We start from the raw sequence: 15767 nt of genomic DNA, 5'->3' as shown, positions 1-15767 counted from the left end.
CACCCTTACAGCGCATACCAGATGGTTATGGATGGTCGGGTGGCATTCGGGCAACCGCTGCCGATCGCCGCCCGTCATCGCCATCGGCCGCCTACTGTTGAGGAGTGCGCCTGCCATGGTGCGGGCACCGCCGGCTGTGAGAGGGACGGGTATGGAACCGACCGACAGCGCCGCCCCGGCGTCCCGACTGCGCGGTGCGGTGCAGCCGATCCTGCCCTCCGCAGCCCTCGCGCTGTCGGTGCTCGCCGTCACCATCGGCGTCTTCCGAGTGCACGATGCCGGCCACGCGCTCTTCCCCGCCGGCACCGTCGGATGGTCACTGGCCGTGCTCACCGGCATCATCGTCGGCCACCTGGTCGCGCTGGGCCGCGACCGCTGGTGGGGCGGTACCGGCTCCGGCGCCGCGTTAACCCTCGCCACCCTCCTGCTGTTCGGCTGGATGCCGGCCGTGCTGGTCAGCCTGGCCGTGGTGGTGCTGGTCGGCGCAGCCCGCCGCACCCGATGGCGGCCGGCGCTGCTGCACGGCTCGGTCGACATCCTCGGCATCGGCGCCGCCGCGCTCACCCTCGCCGCGTGTGGCACCGTCCCCTCCGTGGAGAACCCCTGGCACCCCGACGGCTGGGAGCTGTCCGCCGCCCCCCAGCTGGCCCTGTCGGCGTTCACCTATCTGCTGGTCACCCGCGCCCTGCTGTGGTGCGCCATCGCCCCGCCCGGCGCTAGCTTGCGCACTGTCGCCCGCTCCGCCCTGGTCCGGCAGGCCCTGGTCGGCATCGCGCTGCTGGGCATCGCCCCGCTCATCGTGGTCGTCGCCGACCACCGGCCGCTGATGCTCCCGCTGTTCGCGGTGCCGCTGATCGCCCTCGACTCCACGCTGTGGATCGCCCGCATCCGGGCCGAGGAGCAGCTGCGCGACCCGCTGACCGGCCTGCCCAACCGCCAGTGGCTGCTGGACCGCACCTGGTCGGCCCTGGACGAAGCGGAGCGGGCGGGGGCCCGCGCCGCCCTCGTCCTGATCGACCTCGACCGCTTCCGCTCGGTCAATGACACCCTCGGCCATCTGGCCGGTGACCGGCTGCTGCTCCAGATCGCCGAACGGCTCCGCGTCGCCCTGCCGCGCGGCGCGGAGGCCGCCCGGCTCGGCGGCGACGAGTTCGCGGTGCTGCTGCCCACCGCCGACTCGCTCACCAGCGCCCAGCGGGTCGCCCGCAACCTCATCTCCGCGCTCGGCTCCCCCCTCGACCTGGACGGCCTCACCCTCGTCCTGGAAGCCAGCGCCGGCGTCGCCGTCTACCCCGACCACGCCCTGGACGCCGAAGGGCTGCTGCGCCGCGCCGACGTCGCGATGTACCAGGCGAAGCGGGACCGCAGCGGCGCCGAGGTCTACGAGGCGCGGCGCGACGGCAACACCCCCGACCGGCTCGGCCTCCTCGGCGATCTGCGGCGCGCCCTGGACGCGGGCGAGGTGGAGCTGCACTACCAGCCCAAAGTCGGCTTCGACGGCCAGGTCGCCGGGCTGGAGGCGCTGGTCCGCTGGGTCCACCCGGACCGGGGCCGGGTCCCCCCGGACGAGTTCATCGCCATAGCCGAGAGCTCCGGGCTGATGCCGCGGCTCACCGAGTACGTCCTGGAGACCGCGCTCGGGCAGGTCGCCCGGTGGCGGGCGGACGGACTGGAGGTGCCCGTCGCGGTCAACGTCTCCCCGCGCGACGTCCACACCCCCGGCTTCGCGGGCGCGGTCGCCGGACGGCTGGCCCGCCACGGGGTGCCGCCGGGCGCCCTCCAGCTGGAGATCACCGAGCACGTGCTGCTGGAGGACCCGCAGCGGGCCGCGGACACGCTGGCCGGGCTCACCGGCCACGGCGTGAAGATGTCGCTGGACGACTTCGGCACGGGGTACTCCTCGCTGGTCCACCTGCGGCGGCTGCCGGTCAGCGAGCTGAAGATCGACCGGTCCTTCGTGGCCCGGCTGGCCGTGGACGCCCAGGACGCGGAGATCGTGCGCTGCACGGTCGATCTGGCGCACTCGCTGGGGCTGTGTGTGGTTGCCGAGGGCGTCGAGGACGACGAGACCTGGGAGCGGCTGCGCGACCTGGGGTGCGATGCGGTGCAGGGGTGGCTGGTGGCGGCGGCGATGCCGCCGGAGGAGACGACGGCGTGGTTGCGGGCGCGGGGCGAGGGGGCGCTGCGGCCGCTGCCGGGCGCGCCTGCGGCGCCTGCGGCGATCGAACCGGCGGTCGCGGATCAGCCGGTGACGTAGCGCGGCCCTTTGCTGGCGGCGTGGGGGACGCGCTGTCCGGTGGTGGGTCGGGGGCGCCACCGGGGCATCTCCTCGGGCAGTGAACCCGTCTGCCCGATCGCAAGGTGAACGTCCGTTTGGTTCACTGCCCTGCGGGGAGTGCCCCGGCACGCCCCCTCCCGCCGTCGCAGCGCCCGCCCCGAAACCTCCCCGTCCCTTCCATCGTCGCGACCACGACCCGTACTCATCCCATCCGGGCGGGAAAATTCAGCCCCTCCGGCGTTTGAGGAGCGGGGTCCGGGGCGGAGCCCCGGTTCGGGCACGGATGGAGCCTGACGGAGGGCCCGAGCAGGAAAATCCAGCCTCTCCGGCGATTGAGGAGCGGGGTCCGGGGCGGAGCCCCGGGTCAGGGAGGCGCAGGGCCAGGCGGGGGTGATTTCGCGGGCGCCCGCCGCACGGCGATAAGCGTTTCGCCCGCAGCACCCCCCGCGCCATAGGATTGGCCGCGAAACCAACACACTCACCCTGAGGATCGCTGCATGCCTGGCATCACGCGCGAGGAGGTCGCCCACCTCGCCCGGCTGGCGCGTCTGGAGCTGAAGGACGAAGAGCTCGACCACTTCGCCGGACAGCTGGACGACATCATCGGCGCGGTCGCCCGCGTCTCCGAGGTCGCCGACCAAGACGTACCGCCGACCTCTCACCCGCTGCCGCTGACCAATGTCATGCGACCGGACGAGGTCCGTCCGTCGCTGACTCCGCAGGCCGCGCTCTCCGGCGCCCCGGCCCAGGAGCAGCAGCGTTTCAAGGTGCCGCAGATCCTGGGGGAGGAGTGATCGCCATGGCAGACCTGACCAAGCTCACGGCCGCCGAGACCGCGGCCAAGATCGCGTCCGGCGAGGTCACCGCCGTCGCGGTCACCGAGGCCCACCTGGCCCGGATCGAGGCCGTCGACGAGAAGGTGCACGCGTTCTTGCACGTGGACCGGGAGGGCGCGCTCGCCCAGGCCCGTGCCGTGGACGAGAAGCGGGAGCGGGGCGAGAAGCTCGGGCCACTGGCCGGTGTGCCGCTCGCGCTCAAGGACATCTTCACCACCAAGGGCGTGCCGACCACCGTCGGCTCGAAGATCCTTGAGGGCTGGATCCCGCCGTACGACGCGACGCTGACCCGCAAGCTCAAGGAAGCGGACGTCGTCATCCTCGGCAAGACCAACATGGACGAGTTCGCCATGGGGTCGTCGACGGAGAACAGCGCCTTCGGGCCGACGGGCAACCCCTGGGACCTGACCCGGATCCCGGGTGGCTCCGGTGGTGGGTCGAGCGCCGCGCTCGCCTCCTTCCAGGCCCCGCTGGCCATCGGCACCGACACCGGCGGCTCCATCCGCCAGCCGGCCTCCGTCACCGGAACCGTCGGCGTCAAGCCCACGTACGGTGGGGTGTCCCGGTACGGCATGGTGGCCTTCTCCTCGTCCCTGGACCAGGGCGGGCCGTGTGCCCGTACCGTCCTGGACGCGGCGCTGCTGCACGAGGTGATCGCCGGCCACGACCCGCTGGACTCCACCTCCATCGACGCGCCCGTCCCGCCGGTCGTCGAGGCGGCCCGCAACGGCAACGTCACCGGCATGCGCGTCGGTGTGGTCAAGCAGTTCCGCGGCGAGGGCTACCAGGCCGGCGTGATGCAGCGCTTCGACGAGTCCGTCGAGCTGCTGAAGGAGCTGGGTGCCGAGATCGTCGAGCTGGACTGCCCGTCCTTCGACCTCGCCCTCTCCGCGTACTACCTGATCGCCCCGTCGGAGTGCTCCTCCAACCTGGCCCGCTTCGACGCCATGCGCTACGGCCTGCGGGTCGGCGACGACGGCACCCGGTCGGCCGAGGAGGTCACCTCCCTCACCCGTGAGGCGGGCTTCGGCGCCGAGGTCAAGCGCCGGATCATGCTCGGCACCTACGCGCTCAGCTCCGGCTACTACGACGCGTACTACGGCAGTGCCCAGAAGGTCCGCACCCTCATCACCCGGGACTTCGAGCGGGCCTTCGAGCAGGTCGACGTGATCGTGTCGCCGACCACGCCGACCACCGCCTTCCCGATCGGCGAGCGCGTCGACGACCCGATGGCGATGTACCTCGCCGACCTGTGCACCATCCCCACCAACCTGGCGGGCAACGCGGCCATGTCGCTGCCCTGCGGCCTCGCGCCGGAGGACGGGCTGCCGGTGGGCCTGCAGATCATCGCTCCCGCCATGGCCGACGACCGCCTGTACCGGGTGGGTGCCGCGGTCGAGGCCGCGTTCATCGCCCGGTGGGGTCACCCGCTGCTTGAGGAGGCACCTTCGCTGTGAGTGCGATCAAGAAGGCCAAGAGCTTCAAGAAGTCCAAGCCCGGTCTGTACCTGTCCATCTGCGGCTCCGCGTTCGGGGCCATCAGCGCCGCCAAGCAGATCAAGGCGGCCCGCGCCGACGAGGACAAGCTCCAGTTCCTCGACGCGCTGGTCTCCGCCGCCGCCGTCGTCACCACCGTCGCCCTGCTCGTACGAGAGCTCAAGCGCCTCGGCGAAGACGACGTCCTCGCGGACTGAGTGCCGAGGGACTGAGAGGTTAGTTTTCCGTGACCGTCACTGAACTGGTGTCGTACGAGGACGCGCTGGCCACCTTCGAGCCCGTGATGGGCCTTGAGGTGCACGTCGAACTCGGCACCAAGACCAAGATGTTCTGCGGGTGCTCCACGGCGCTGGGCGCCGAGCCGAACACGCAGACCTGCCCCACCTGCCTCGGCCTGCCCGGCTCGCTGCCGGTGATGAACGCCACCGGCGTCGAGTCCGCGATCCGCATCGGCCTCGCGCTGAACTGCGAGATCGCCGAGTGGTGCCGCTTCGCCCGGAAGAACTACTTCTATCCGGACATGCCGAAGAACTTCCAGACCTCGCAGTACGACGAGCCGATCGCCTTCAACGGCTATCTGGACGTCCAGCTGGAGGACGGCGAGGTCTTCCGCGTGGAGATCGAGCGCGCCCACATGGAGGAGGACACCGGCAAGTCGACCCACGTCGGCGGTGCCACCGGCCGTATCCACGGCGCCACGCACTCGCTGCTGGACTACAACCGCGCCGGCATCCCGCTCATCGAGATCGTCACCAAGCCGATCGTCGGTGCCGGGGACCGCGCGCCGGAGGTCGCCAAGGCGTACGTGGCCGAGCTGCGTGAGCTGATCAAGGCGCTGGGCGTCTCCGAGGCCCGCATGGAGATGGGCCAGATGCGCTGCGACGTCAACCTGTCGCTGCGGCCCAAGGGCGTCGAGAAGTTCGGCACCCGCTCCGAGACGAAGAACGTCAACTCGCTGCGCAGCGTCGAGCGGGCGACCCGTTTCGAGATCATGCGGCACGCGGCCGTGCTGACCTCCGGCGGCACGGTGATCCAGGAGACCCGGCACTTCCACGAGGAGGACGGCTCCACCACCTCCGGCCGGGTCAAGGAAGAGGCCGAGGACTACCGCTACTTCCCCGAGCCGGACCTGGTGCCGGTGGCGCCGGCGCGTGACTGGGTCGAGGAGCTGCGGGCCACGCTGCCCGAGCTGCCCCGGCTCCGCCGCAACCGGCTCCGTGAGGAGTGGGGGATCTCCGAGCACGAGATGCAGTCCGTGCTCAACGCGGGCGCCATCGACCTGATCACCGCCACCATCGACGCGGGCGCGGACGCCGCCGCGGCCCGTAAGTGGTGGATGGGCGAGCTGGCCCGCCGCGCCAACGAGACCGGCGTCGAGCTGGCCGCCCTGGAGATCACCCCGGTCCAGATCGCCCGGGTCTGCGCGCTGGTGAAGGAGGGCTCGCTCAACGACAAGCTGGCCCGCCAGGTGATCGAGGGCGTGCTGGCCGGCGAGGGCGACCCGGACGCGGTCGTCGAGAAGCGCAGCCTGAAGATCGTCTCCGACGAGGGTGCGCTCGGCACCGCCGTCGACGAGGCGATCGCGGCCAACGCGGCGATCGCCGACAAGATCCGTGGCGGCAAGGTCGCCGCGGCCGGCGCCCTGGTCGGCGCGGTCATGAAGGCCACCCGTGGCCAGGCCGACGCCGCGCGGGTGCGCGAGCTGATCCTCGAGCGGCTCGGCGTCGAGGGCTGACCTTTTAAGGCAGATACGCCGATGGCGGCGGTGCCCCCGAGAGGGAGCACCGCCGCCATCGGCGTATCCGGGCCTCGGTCGGGTCAGCTGGTGCCGATGACGATGGCCAGCGGGTGGTCCTTGTCCACGGCGTTCGGGTCCCCGCTGATCAGGTCCTCGCCCATGTACAGGCGCTTCTTCGCGTAGTGGTGCACACCGCCCGCGTCGAAGGCCGACTCCTTGTCGTGGAACTCGCTCGCGGTCTGGAAGACCTGGGTCTTCTTGCGGGATGCGGGGTCGATCCGCCAGATCCCGCCGGCCTCGCCGGAGAGCTGGGACTCCTGGTACGCGATCACCGACCCGTCCTCGTCGAGCCCGAGCAGCTTGAGATTGACGCCCTCCAGGCCGGGGGTCTTCCCGGCCTCCTTGCCGGTCTTCAGATCGAAGGCGATGACGTCGTTGTACGTGGCGGCCTCGACGTCCTGGTTGGTGGCCACGAAGACGGCGTCGGCCGCCTTGCTGACCACCGCGCCCTGGCAGACGTCCACCATGTCCGCGTCGCAGTCGGTGTCGTACTTCTTGGCCGGGATGGAGATCTCGCTGCGGAGCTTCCCCGCCTTGGCGCTGTCGTCGATGGCGCTGATGGTGGCGATGCCGGTGGCCGCGTCGTCCGACTCCTTGGCGGTGCCCACGACCAGCGGGTCGGTGGAGAGGATGTGCGCGTCCTCGACGCCCTCGGGAAGCTTGTAGGTCGAGGTGACCGCCCGCGTCCTGGGGTCGATGGTCTGTACGTCCAGCGGCGGGGTGTCCGCTTCCCCGCACTGCTGGATCGCGACGATCTTGTCGGTGCCACCGGCGTAGCCGATGTCCTCGCACTCCTTGTCTTCCTGGAGCTGCCATGCCGGCTTGCCGTCCAGCGTCCAGCCCGCGCCGCCGTCGCCGACCTCCGCCGCTGCGGCGACCGTGCCGCCGCCGATGGTCACCGAGTCGAAGTCGGAGGCCGATCCGTAGGAGTCGGCCGCCTCCCGCTTCCAGAGAAGCTTGCCCTTGTTCAGATCCACCAGGCCGACCTGGGTGCAGGTCTGGTCCTTCCCCGGCTTCTCGAAGAGGATCGCGGTCATACCCTCCTTGGTGACCTGCGGTGACGCCTGGCAGAGCCGTCCGCCCAGCGGGATCTCCCAGGAGGGCTCGCCGCCCTCCAGCGGGTAGCCGACGATCTTGTTGACGTCACCCTTCACGAAGTTCTTGTCGGTCGTCCACAGGCCCGGGACGGGTATGGGGTCGTCCTTGCTGAGCCCCTTCGGCATGGGCACGGAGCTGAGGACGCGCGCCTGGGGGGCCTGCTGCTCCTGGGAGCCACCGCCGCCCCCGTCGTCCTTCGTGGCCAGCCAGACGCCGCCGACGACGAGCAGCAGAGCCGCCGCCCCCGCCCCGATGACCACTCCCCGGGACGACCCGGATCGTCGGCGATCGGCGCGCCGGCGACCGCCGCCGCCGGGCGGTGGAGTGGGCGAGGGGTAGCCGTTCGGGGCTCCCTGGCCGACACCGGGTGGACCGGCCTGCGGCATCCCCGGGCCGGGGTATGGCTGGTGCGGCGGCGGAGGCGGTTGCGACATCGGGACTTCTCCTTCTCACGGGCCGGGGGAAGCGGCCGTCAAGAAGGCGTCGTCCGACGCGGAGAACAGCACGGGCCGATCCGGCCCGTGCCGGTTCATAACGCAAGCTTCGCCGTCGATCCTTCCTCGACGGCTCCGCTCAATCAACCGGAACTGCCCTGTTCCATATGTCAGTTGAACTGATCCGCAGGGTATTTACCGCCGGGTGCCGATGACGACCGTGGCGTACAGCTCCTCGCACTCGACCACCTGGGGTATCAGTCCGGCGCGGGCGACGGCCTCGGCGGTCAGCGGCGCCTGCCGCTCACTGGTCTCGATCAGCAGCCGGCCGCCCGGCGCCAGCCAACCGGGGGCGGCGGCCGCCACCCGCCGCTGCACATCGAGGCCGTCCGCGCCGCCGTCCAGCGCCACCCTCGGCTCATGGTCCCGGGCCTCCGGCGGCAGCAGCCCGATCGCCTCGGTGGGGACGTACGGGGCGTTGGCGACCAGGACGTCGACGCGGCCGCGCAAACCGGCGGGCAGCGGCTCGTAGAGATCGCCCTCGAAGACCTGGCCGGCGAAGGGCGCGAGGTTGCGGCGGGCGCAGGCGACCGCCGCGGGGTCGATGTCGGCGGCGTACAGCTCGACCCGGCCCGCGGCCGCGCCCAGCGCGGCGCCCACCGCGCCGGAGCCGCAGCACAGATCGACCACGACGAGCGGGGACCGGGTCGCGGCCGGGCCGGCGATCCGCCCGGCGGCCTGCCGGGCGAGGAATTCGGTGCGGCGACGGGGCACGAAGACCCCGGGATCCACCGCGATCCGCAGACCGCAGAACTCCGCCCAGCCGAGGACCTGCTCCAGCGGCAGCCCGTCCACCCGCTGCCGGACCATGGCGTCCAGCTCGGCCGGGGTGCGGGCGGTGGAGATCAGCAGCTCCGCCTCGTCCTCGGCGAAGACGCAGCCGGCGGCGCGGAGCCGGGGCACGACAAAGGAGAAGGCGGGGGCGAGTGGGGAGGGGGCGGCCGACAGGGAGGCGGCGGAGGATGACGACGGGAGCGACATGGGAGCCTTTCGGGATCCGACGGGGCTCCCCGGCCACCTATGTCGAGGGGACCGTGCGGTCGCGAGAGAGGGGAGCCCGACCTGCTACAGCGGTAATCGGTCTCACCTCCTGAAAGTCGTTCACTATGCGACGCGGAAACACTACCCGAGGCGCACGGAGGGCGGAAACCCGCCAGTAGCCGAGCGGGAAAGTGGAGCTGTCCAGTCGGCCGACCGGCGTGTGGGGAAGTCCACAAAAGGGACAAAGGATCTTTTCGGGCTGCCACAGTGCAGAAGGGACTCGCCGCTCTCCTTGCCGCGCACATGATCGCGGGGCCGGACGCATACGGCGGGTTTCCTCTGCCCGACCGTACGACCCGTGCCCACGGGCAAAGGGGCTCCCCCCTTACGCCCAGGCGGCGCGGCAAACCGGAAAGCAGTTCATGGCCGCACTCGCCCGGTGGTGTCTCCGACACCGCCTCGTCGTCATCGTGCTCTGGCTGGCCGCCTTCGCGGGCGTCACCGCCGCAGCCGCTGTCGCCGGCTCCGCGTACTCCAAGAACTACAGCGTGCCGGACACCGAGTCCGCCAGGGCCACCGCGCTGCTGGCCAAGACCAACCCCGCCGAGGCCGGCGACGCCGACACCATCGTCTGGCACACCGAGCGCGGCACGGTACGCGCCGCGGCCGTCGAGGAGCGGATGACCGCCACCCTCGACCGCATCGAGCGGCTGCCCGGCGTCGCGTCCGTCTCCGGTCCGTACGGCGCCCAGAGCGCGGAGCGGATCAGCCAGGACGGGCAGACCGCCTACGCCACCGTCTCCTTCGACAAGCCCGCCGACGCCCTGGAGAAGGCGGACGTGCAGCGCGTGGTCGACACCGCACACGCCGCGGCCGACGACCACCTGACCGTGGCGCTCGGCGGCGCGGGCATCGAGCTGACCGAGTCACCCGCCACCGGGCACCTCAGCGAGATCATCGGGATCGCCGCGGCCGCCGTGGTGCTCTTCCTCGCCTTCGGCTCCCTCGCCGCCACCCTGCTGCCCATCGCCACCGCCCTGGTCGGCGTGGGCACCGCCTACGCCGGCATCGGACTGCTCGGCCACGCCATGACGGTCGCCGACTTCGCCCCGATGCTCGGCATGCTCATTGGGCTCGGCGTGGGCATCGACTACGCGCTGTTCATCGTCACCCGGCACCGGCGCGGCCTCAGAGCGGGGCTGCCGGTGGCCGAGGCCGCCCGCCGGGCGGTGGCCACCTCCGGCCGGGCCGTCGTCTTCGCCGGCGCGACCGTCTGCATCGCCCTGCTGGGCATGCTGGTGCTGCGGCTGAGCTTCCTCAACGGCGTCGCCGTCGCGGCCTCCCTCACCGTCGTGCTCACCGTGGCCGCCTCGGTCACCCTGCTGCCCGCCCTGCTCGGGGTGATCGGCATGAAGGCGCTCAGCCGTCGCGAGCGCCGGCAGCTGACCGAGAACGGCCCGCAGCCCGATGTGCCCACCGGCCTGACCGCCCGCTGGTCCCGCTTCGTCGAGCGCCGCCCCAAGCTGCTCGGCGCCCTGGCCGCCGTGCTGATGCTGATCATCGCGGTGCCCACCCTCTCCCTGCACCTGGGCAGCAACGACCAGGGCAACGACCCGGTCGGCAGCACCACCCGGCAGGCGTACGACCTGATCGCCGAGGGCTTCGGGCCCGGCGTCAACGGGCCGCTCACCCTGGCCGCCGACATCGACAGCGCCGCGGACAAGCTGGCCTTCTCCCAGCTGGCCGACACCCTGCGTGACACCGAGGGCGTCGCCTCGGTCAGCGGAGCCCCGCAGAGCGGCGGCACCGGCACCGGCGTGCTCACCGTGATCCCGGAGACCTCCCCGCAGTCCCAGGAGACCTCCGACCTGGTGGAGCGGCTGCGCCACGAGGTGGTGCCGGAGGCCGAGAAGGGCACCTCGCTCGACGTGTACGTGGGCGGGCTGACCGCCAGCTACGACGACTTCGCCTCCATGATCGTCAGCAAGCTGCCGCTCTTCGTCGGTGTGGTCGTCGCCCTCGGCTGCCTGCTGCTGCTCCTCGCCTTCCGCTCCATCGGCATCCCGCTCAAGGCCGCACTGATGAACATCGTCGCGGTCGCCGGCTCCTTCGGCGTGGTGGTCGCGATCTTCCAGTGGGGCTGGGGGAGCGGCCTGCTGGGACTCGGCAGTCCGGGGCCCATCGAGCCCTTCCTGCCGGTGATCATGGTCTCGGTGCTCTTCGGGCTCTCCATGGACTACCAGGTCTTCCTGGTCAGCCGGATGTACGAGGAGTGGCGCCAGACCCGCGACAACCGGGTCGCGGTCCGGGTCGGACTCGCCGAGACCGGACGTGTGATCAACTCCGCGGCGGTCATCATGATCGCGGTCTTCTCCGCCTTCGTGCTCAGCGGCGACCGGATCATCGCGATGTTCGGCATCGGCCTGGCGGCCGCGGTCGCCCTCGACGCCTTCGTGCTGCGCACGCTGCTGGTCCCCGCCCTGATGCACATGCTCGGCGGCGCCAACTGGTGGCTGCCGAAGTGGCTGGACCGGTGGCTGCCGCGCATCACCATCGAGCCGCCGGAGGAGACCGCCGAGGTCGAGGACGCGACCCGGGCCGAGGTGGACGCGGAAGCCGCGGCCGCCACGGAAGCCGAGGCGGCGCGGACCGGGGCGGCTCCGGTGGCGCTGCCGGCGCAGCGGCCCGGTGGGGCCGCGGCGCCGGGCGAGCGCATCCGCCGCTGAGCGGGATCAGGGGGTGTCCGGTGGGCCGACGCGACGTGGCGGAGGCACCTCGGACACCCCGGGGCCGTCAGCCCTGGCCGGAGGGCTCACCGCTGCCGTACGGGCGGGTGATGATCTCCATGAAGTGGCCGGACGGATCGATGAAGTACACGCCGTATCCGCCGTCATTGCGGTTGATCTCCCAGGGCCGCTTGCGGCCGGGGTCGGCGAAGTACTCGGCTCCGGTCTCCTTGATCCGCGCGAACATGGCCGAGAACTCGTCCTCGGGCACCAGGAACGCGTAGTGCTGCGGGGCGATCGTCTCCTCCGGGCTGGTCGCGAAGTCCAGGGTGACTCCGTTGCCCAGCTCCAGGGGGAGGAACGGGCCCCAGGGCTCACCGAGCTCCAGACCCAGGATGTTCGCCAGGAACTCGGCGGAGACCTGCCGGTCCCGGGCGCCGATGATGGTGTGGTTCAACTCGACTGACACGTGGAATGCCTCCGTAGGCATCTCCCGGGCACCTCCGCGCCTCACCCAGCCGGTGACCGACGTGCGATGCCGTACTCATGATCCTAGGCAGCGGCCGAGGGCACTGTCACTGCGCCTTCCGGCCTAGGACTCCGGCCCCTCGGCCCAGAACCCCGGCCCTCAGCTGATGTCCACCCGCAGGATCCGGTCGTCCGTCTTGCCCGGCTCGCCGCGCCCGTCGGTGTTGCTGGTGACCAGCCACAATCCGCCGTCGTCGGTCGCCACCACGGTACGCAGACGCCCGTACTCGCCCTCGAAGAACGCCTGCGGCCGGGCCACCGGTTCGGTGCCCCGCAGCGGGATGCGCCACAGCCGCTCCCCGCGCAGCCCGGCCATCCAGAGCGACCCCTTGGCGAAGGCGATGCCGCTGGGCGAGGCGTCGGCCGGCTTCCACTGCTCGACCGGGTCGATCAGCCGCGTCCCGTCCTCGGCGGTCTCCCCGTCCTCGGCCTTGCCCTCCTGCTCGGGCCAGCCGTAATTGCCGCCCGGCTGGATGAGGTTGAGCTCGTCCCAGGTGTCCTGCCCGAACTCCGAGGCCCACAGCCGCTTGTCCTTGTCCCAGGCCAGGCCCTGCACATTGCGGTGGCCGTACGAATAGACCACCGAGTCGGCGTCCGGATTGCCGTGCACCGGCCGGCCGTCCGGCGTCATCCGCAGGATCTTGCCGCCCAGCGACTCCTTGTCCTGGGACTGCGAGCGGTCCCCGCCCTCGCCGGTGCCCGCGTACAGCATCTTGTCCGGCCCGAAGGCGATCCGCCCGCCGTTGTGCACCACGCCCTTGGGGATGCCCCTCAGGATCGTGTCCGGCGCGCCGAGCTGCTCGCCGGGGGGCCGCTTGGTGTCGTAGATCATTCGGGCGATGCGGTTGTCGGAGCGGGTGGTGAAGTAGGCGTAGACCATGTGGTCGCTGCTGAAGTCGGGGGAGACCGCCAGCCCCAGCAGCCCCCCCTCGCCCTCGGGAGCCGCCCCGGCCACCGAACCCACCTCGGTCTTCTTGCCGCTCTCGCGCCCGATCCGGAAGATCTTCCCGGTGTCGCGGGAGGAGACCAGCAGGTCCCCGTCCGGCAGCGGCGCCAGCCCCCACGGCGACTCGATGCCGCCGGCGACCGTGCGGACCACCTTCGCCGAACCCTTCTCCGGCGCCCCCGACACGGTCGGCGAGGGGCTGCCGCCGGAGGACGGGGAGGTGGCGTCACCCGTCACGGAGGGGCTGCCGCTGCGCCGGCCGGCGGGGAAGTCGCCGCCATCGGACGAACAGCCCGCGGCCAGCAGCGCGGCGGCGGCGAACACGGCGGTCACTGCGGGACGTCGCACGGTCGGTTCCTCTCGGGGGCGTGGCGGGGCGTCGGTGCCGGAAGACGGCACCGATTCTTCTACACCACCGGGCCCGGCGTGATGATCTCCCGCCGCTTCGGCCGCCCCCTAGTCCCAGGAGCCCTGGGCGGGCGGCAGCGTCGCGATCTCGGCGAAGTCCTCGGCCGTCAGGGAGAGTTCCGCGGCCGCCGCGTTCTCGACCGCCCACCGCTCCCGCTTGGTGCCCGGCACGGGCACCACATGCCGGCCCTGGGCGAGCAGCCAGGCCAGCGCCACCTGAGCAGGTGTGGTGGACTCCCCGTGCCGCCGCGCGACCCGGCGCAGCCCGGCCACGATCGGCTGGTTGGCCGCCATCATCTCCGCGGTGAAGCGCGGATGCCGCGCCCGGACGTCGTCCGGCTCGAAGCCCTGACCCGGCGTCAGAGTGCCGCTGAGGAAGCCGTTTCCGAGTGGCATCGCGGCCAGGAAGCCGACACCGCGCGCCCCGCACCAGGGGACCAGCGCCTGAAGCGCCTCCGGTGACCACACCGACAGCTCCGCCTGCACACAGCTCACCGGGAAGATCTGCTGCACCCGCTCCAACTGGCGTATCGCGGCCGCCTGCGTGCTCAGGGGGTGTCCCCCCGGCCCGCCGCCGGCGGCGCCGCGGCGCGGGCCGCGCCCGGCCTTCTGGAAGGCGCACAGCCCCAGCGCCCGCACCTTCCCGGCCGCGACCAGCTCGGCCATCGCGCCCCAGGTCTCCTCGATCGGCACTTCGGGGTCGGCCCGGTGCAGCTGGTAGAGGTCGATCACATCGGTCTGGAGCCGGCGCAGCGAGGCGTCGCAGGCGCGCTTGATGTAGCCGGGCCGGCCGCTGGCCACGATGTGGTTCTCTCCCACCAGCAGCCCGCACTTGGTGGCCACGAAGGCGTCCGCCCGCCGCTGTTTGAGCACCCGGCCCACCAGCAGCTCGTTGGTGTACGGCCCGTACATGTCGGCGGTGTCCAGCAGGGTCACGCCCCGGTCGAGCGCGGCGTGCACGGTGCGCAGTGAATTCTCGCGGTCCCGCTGTGAGGCGGTGTACGCCCAACTCATGGGCATGCACCCGAGGCCGATCGCGCCCACCCTCAGCGCCGTCGCCCCGATCGTCCTGCGCTCCACCTGGTCTGATCCCTCCCGTTCCCGATCTCCCAAACTAACGTCCTCGCGCGCGGGCCTCTCGCATAGCCTCCTGACATGAGCGCAGATCACAGCCGAATTTCCCGGTCGCGGCGCCCGCTGGCGTGGCTGCCGATCCCGCCCGAGGAGATCGACGGGCTCCCGGAGGGCCTGGAGTACGCCCACTGGGACGGCGGCCCCGACTTCCCCACCGATCCGGCGCGTTGTGCGTTCTACTGCGTGCCCTACATGAAGGGCGCGGAGGTCTCGGTGCGGCCGCTGTCCGCCATGACCGGGCTGCGCGTCATCCAGACCCTGACCGCGGGCATCGACGACGTGCAGCCGGCGCTCGCCGCCCTCCCGGCCGGGGTGCGGCTGTGCAACGCCCGCGGGGTGCACGACGCGAGCACCGCCGAACTCGCCCTCGCGCTGATCCTCGCGTCGCTGCGGGGCATCCCCGATTTCGTCCGCGCCCAGGACGCGGGGGAGTGGCGACCCGCCTTCCGGCCGGCGCTCGCCGACAAGACCGTACTCATCGTGGGGTACGGTGCGATCGGCAGTGCGATCGAGGACCGGCTCGCACCTTTCGAGTGTGAGCGGGTGGTGCGCATCGCGCGCTCCGGACGCGCCACCGAGCGCGGCCCCGTGCATCCACTCGACGAGCTGCCGCGGCTGCTGCCCAGCGCCGACGTGGTGATTCTCTGCACGCCGCTCACCGAAGCCACACGTGCCCTGGTCAGCACGGGTTTTCTGGCGCGGATGAAGGACGGCGCCCTGCTGGTGAACGTCGCCCGCGGGCCCGTGGTGGACACCGAGGCGCTGCTGGCGGAGCTGGAATCGGGGCGGCTGCGTGCCGCGCTGGACGTCACCGACCCGGAACCGCTCCCCGCCGGACATCCGCTGTGGCACGCTCCTGGGGTACTCATCACCCCGCATGTGGGAGGGCCCAGCTCCGCCTACCTGCCACGGGCGGTGCGGCTGCTGCGCGCGCAGCTGGACCGGTTCGCGGCGGGCGAGCCGCTGCACAACGTCGTCGCCACGACGGGCTGAACGGGGCCGCCGAGAGGCGGGCTGAGAGCCGATCCGGGGGGCCACATGCCG

12 protein-coding genes are annotated in these 15767 nt (G+C 71.9%); 7 read left to right on the top strand and 5 right to left on the bottom strand.

Annotated features, from left to right (window positions below; all coding sequences use genetic code 11):
• The first annotated feature begins 151 nt into the window (after window positions 1-151).
• From AC4BDD_RS07900 to gatB, 5 genes are all read left to right on the top strand, one after another.
• A complete protein-coding gene (locus AC4BDD_RS07900; RefSeq protein WP_490690252.1) occupies window positions 152-2257 on the top strand; it encodes a putative bifunctional diguanylate cyclase/phosphodiesterase in 2106 nt (701 codons plus the stop codon).
• A gap of 518 nt (window positions 2258-2775) precedes the next feature.
• Window positions 2776-3072 carry an Asp-tRNA(Asn)/Glu-tRNA(Gln) amidotransferase subunit GatC gene (gatC, locus tag AC4BDD_RS07895; RefSeq protein ID WP_490690251.1) on the top strand — a complete coding sequence of 99 codons (297 nt, stop codon included), beginning with the start codon at window positions 2776-2778 and terminating at the stop codon, window positions 3070-3072.
• 5 nt (window positions 3073-3077) lie between these two features.
• On the top strand, window positions 3078-4571 hold the full coding sequence (gene gatA, locus AC4BDD_RS07890; protein WP_490690250.1) for an Asp-tRNA(Asn)/Glu-tRNA(Gln) amidotransferase subunit GatA: 1494 nt from the start codon (window positions 3078-3080) through the stop codon (window positions 4569-4571).
• On the top strand, window positions 4568-4807 hold the full coding sequence (locus AC4BDD_RS07885; RefSeq protein ID WP_490690249.1) for a hypothetical protein: 240 nt from the start codon (window positions 4568-4570) through the stop codon (window positions 4805-4807). The genes gatA and AC4BDD_RS07885 overlap by 4 nt, the downstream gene beginning before the upstream one ends.
• 29 nt (window positions 4808-4836) lie before the next feature.
• Window positions 4837-6345, top strand: coding sequence for an Asp-tRNA(Asn)/Glu-tRNA(Gln) amidotransferase subunit GatB (gene gatB / locus AC4BDD_RS07880; RefSeq protein ID WP_490690248.1), 1509 nt, complete (start codon window positions 4837-4839; stop codon window positions 6343-6345).
• Between the two features lie 83 nt (window positions 6346-6428).
• Here gatB and AC4BDD_RS07875 read toward each other — a convergent pair whose 3' ends face one another.
• Both AC4BDD_RS07875 and AC4BDD_RS07870 read right to left on the bottom strand, forming a co-directional pair.
• Window positions 6429-7940, bottom strand: a complete 1512-nt coding sequence (locus AC4BDD_RS07875) for an outer membrane protein assembly factor BamB family protein (protein ID WP_490690247.1) — start codon at window positions 7938-7940, stop codon at window positions 6429-6431.
• A 195-nt stretch (window positions 7941-8135) separates the two neighbouring features.
• Window positions 8136-8981 carry a putative protein N(5)-glutamine methyltransferase gene (locus AC4BDD_RS07870; RefSeq protein WP_490690246.1) on the bottom strand — a complete coding sequence of 282 codons (846 nt, stop codon included), beginning with the start codon at window positions 8979-8981 and terminating at the stop codon, window positions 8136-8138.
• Between the two features lie 422 nt (window positions 8982-9403).
• Between AC4BDD_RS07870 and AC4BDD_RS07865 the strand changes: the two genes are divergently transcribed.
• A complete protein-coding gene (locus AC4BDD_RS07865) occupies window positions 9404-11707 on the top strand; it encodes an MMPL family transporter (RefSeq protein WP_490690245.1) in 2304 nt (767 codons plus the stop codon).
• 67 nt (window positions 11708-11774) lie between these two features.
• Here the strand turns inward: AC4BDD_RS07865 and AC4BDD_RS07860 are convergent, their stop codons facing one another.
• From AC4BDD_RS07860 to AC4BDD_RS07850, 3 genes are all read right to left on the bottom strand, one after another.
• Window positions 11775-12176, bottom strand: a complete 402-nt coding sequence (locus AC4BDD_RS07860; protein ID WP_490690244.1) for a VOC family protein — start codon at window positions 12174-12176, stop codon at window positions 11775-11777.
• Between the two features lie 159 nt (window positions 12177-12335).
• A complete protein-coding gene (locus AC4BDD_RS07855; RefSeq protein ID WP_490690243.1) occupies window positions 12336-13529 on the bottom strand; it encodes a PQQ-dependent sugar dehydrogenase in 1194 nt (397 codons plus the stop codon).
• Window positions 13530-13637: 108 nt separating this feature from the next.
• Window positions 13638-14669, bottom strand: a complete 1032-nt coding sequence (locus tag AC4BDD_RS07850; RefSeq protein ID WP_490690242.1) for an aldo/keto reductase — start codon at window positions 14667-14669, stop codon at window positions 13638-13640.
• A 75-nt stretch (window positions 14670-14744) separates the two neighbouring features.
• Here AC4BDD_RS07850 and AC4BDD_RS07845 point away from each other — a divergent pair, with 75 nt between their 5' ends.
• Entirely contained in the window at window positions 14745-15716 is a 972-nt protein-coding gene (locus AC4BDD_RS07845) for a 2-hydroxyacid dehydrogenase (protein ID WP_490690241.1), read from the top strand.
• Window positions 15717-15767 lie beyond the last annotated feature (51 nt).

The sequence above is a fragment of the Streptomyces sp. JLBT605 genome (assembly GCF_058215555.1).
The sequence above is the reverse complement of the archived record's forward strand: the minus strand, read 5'-3'. Positions and strand labels throughout refer to the sequence as shown.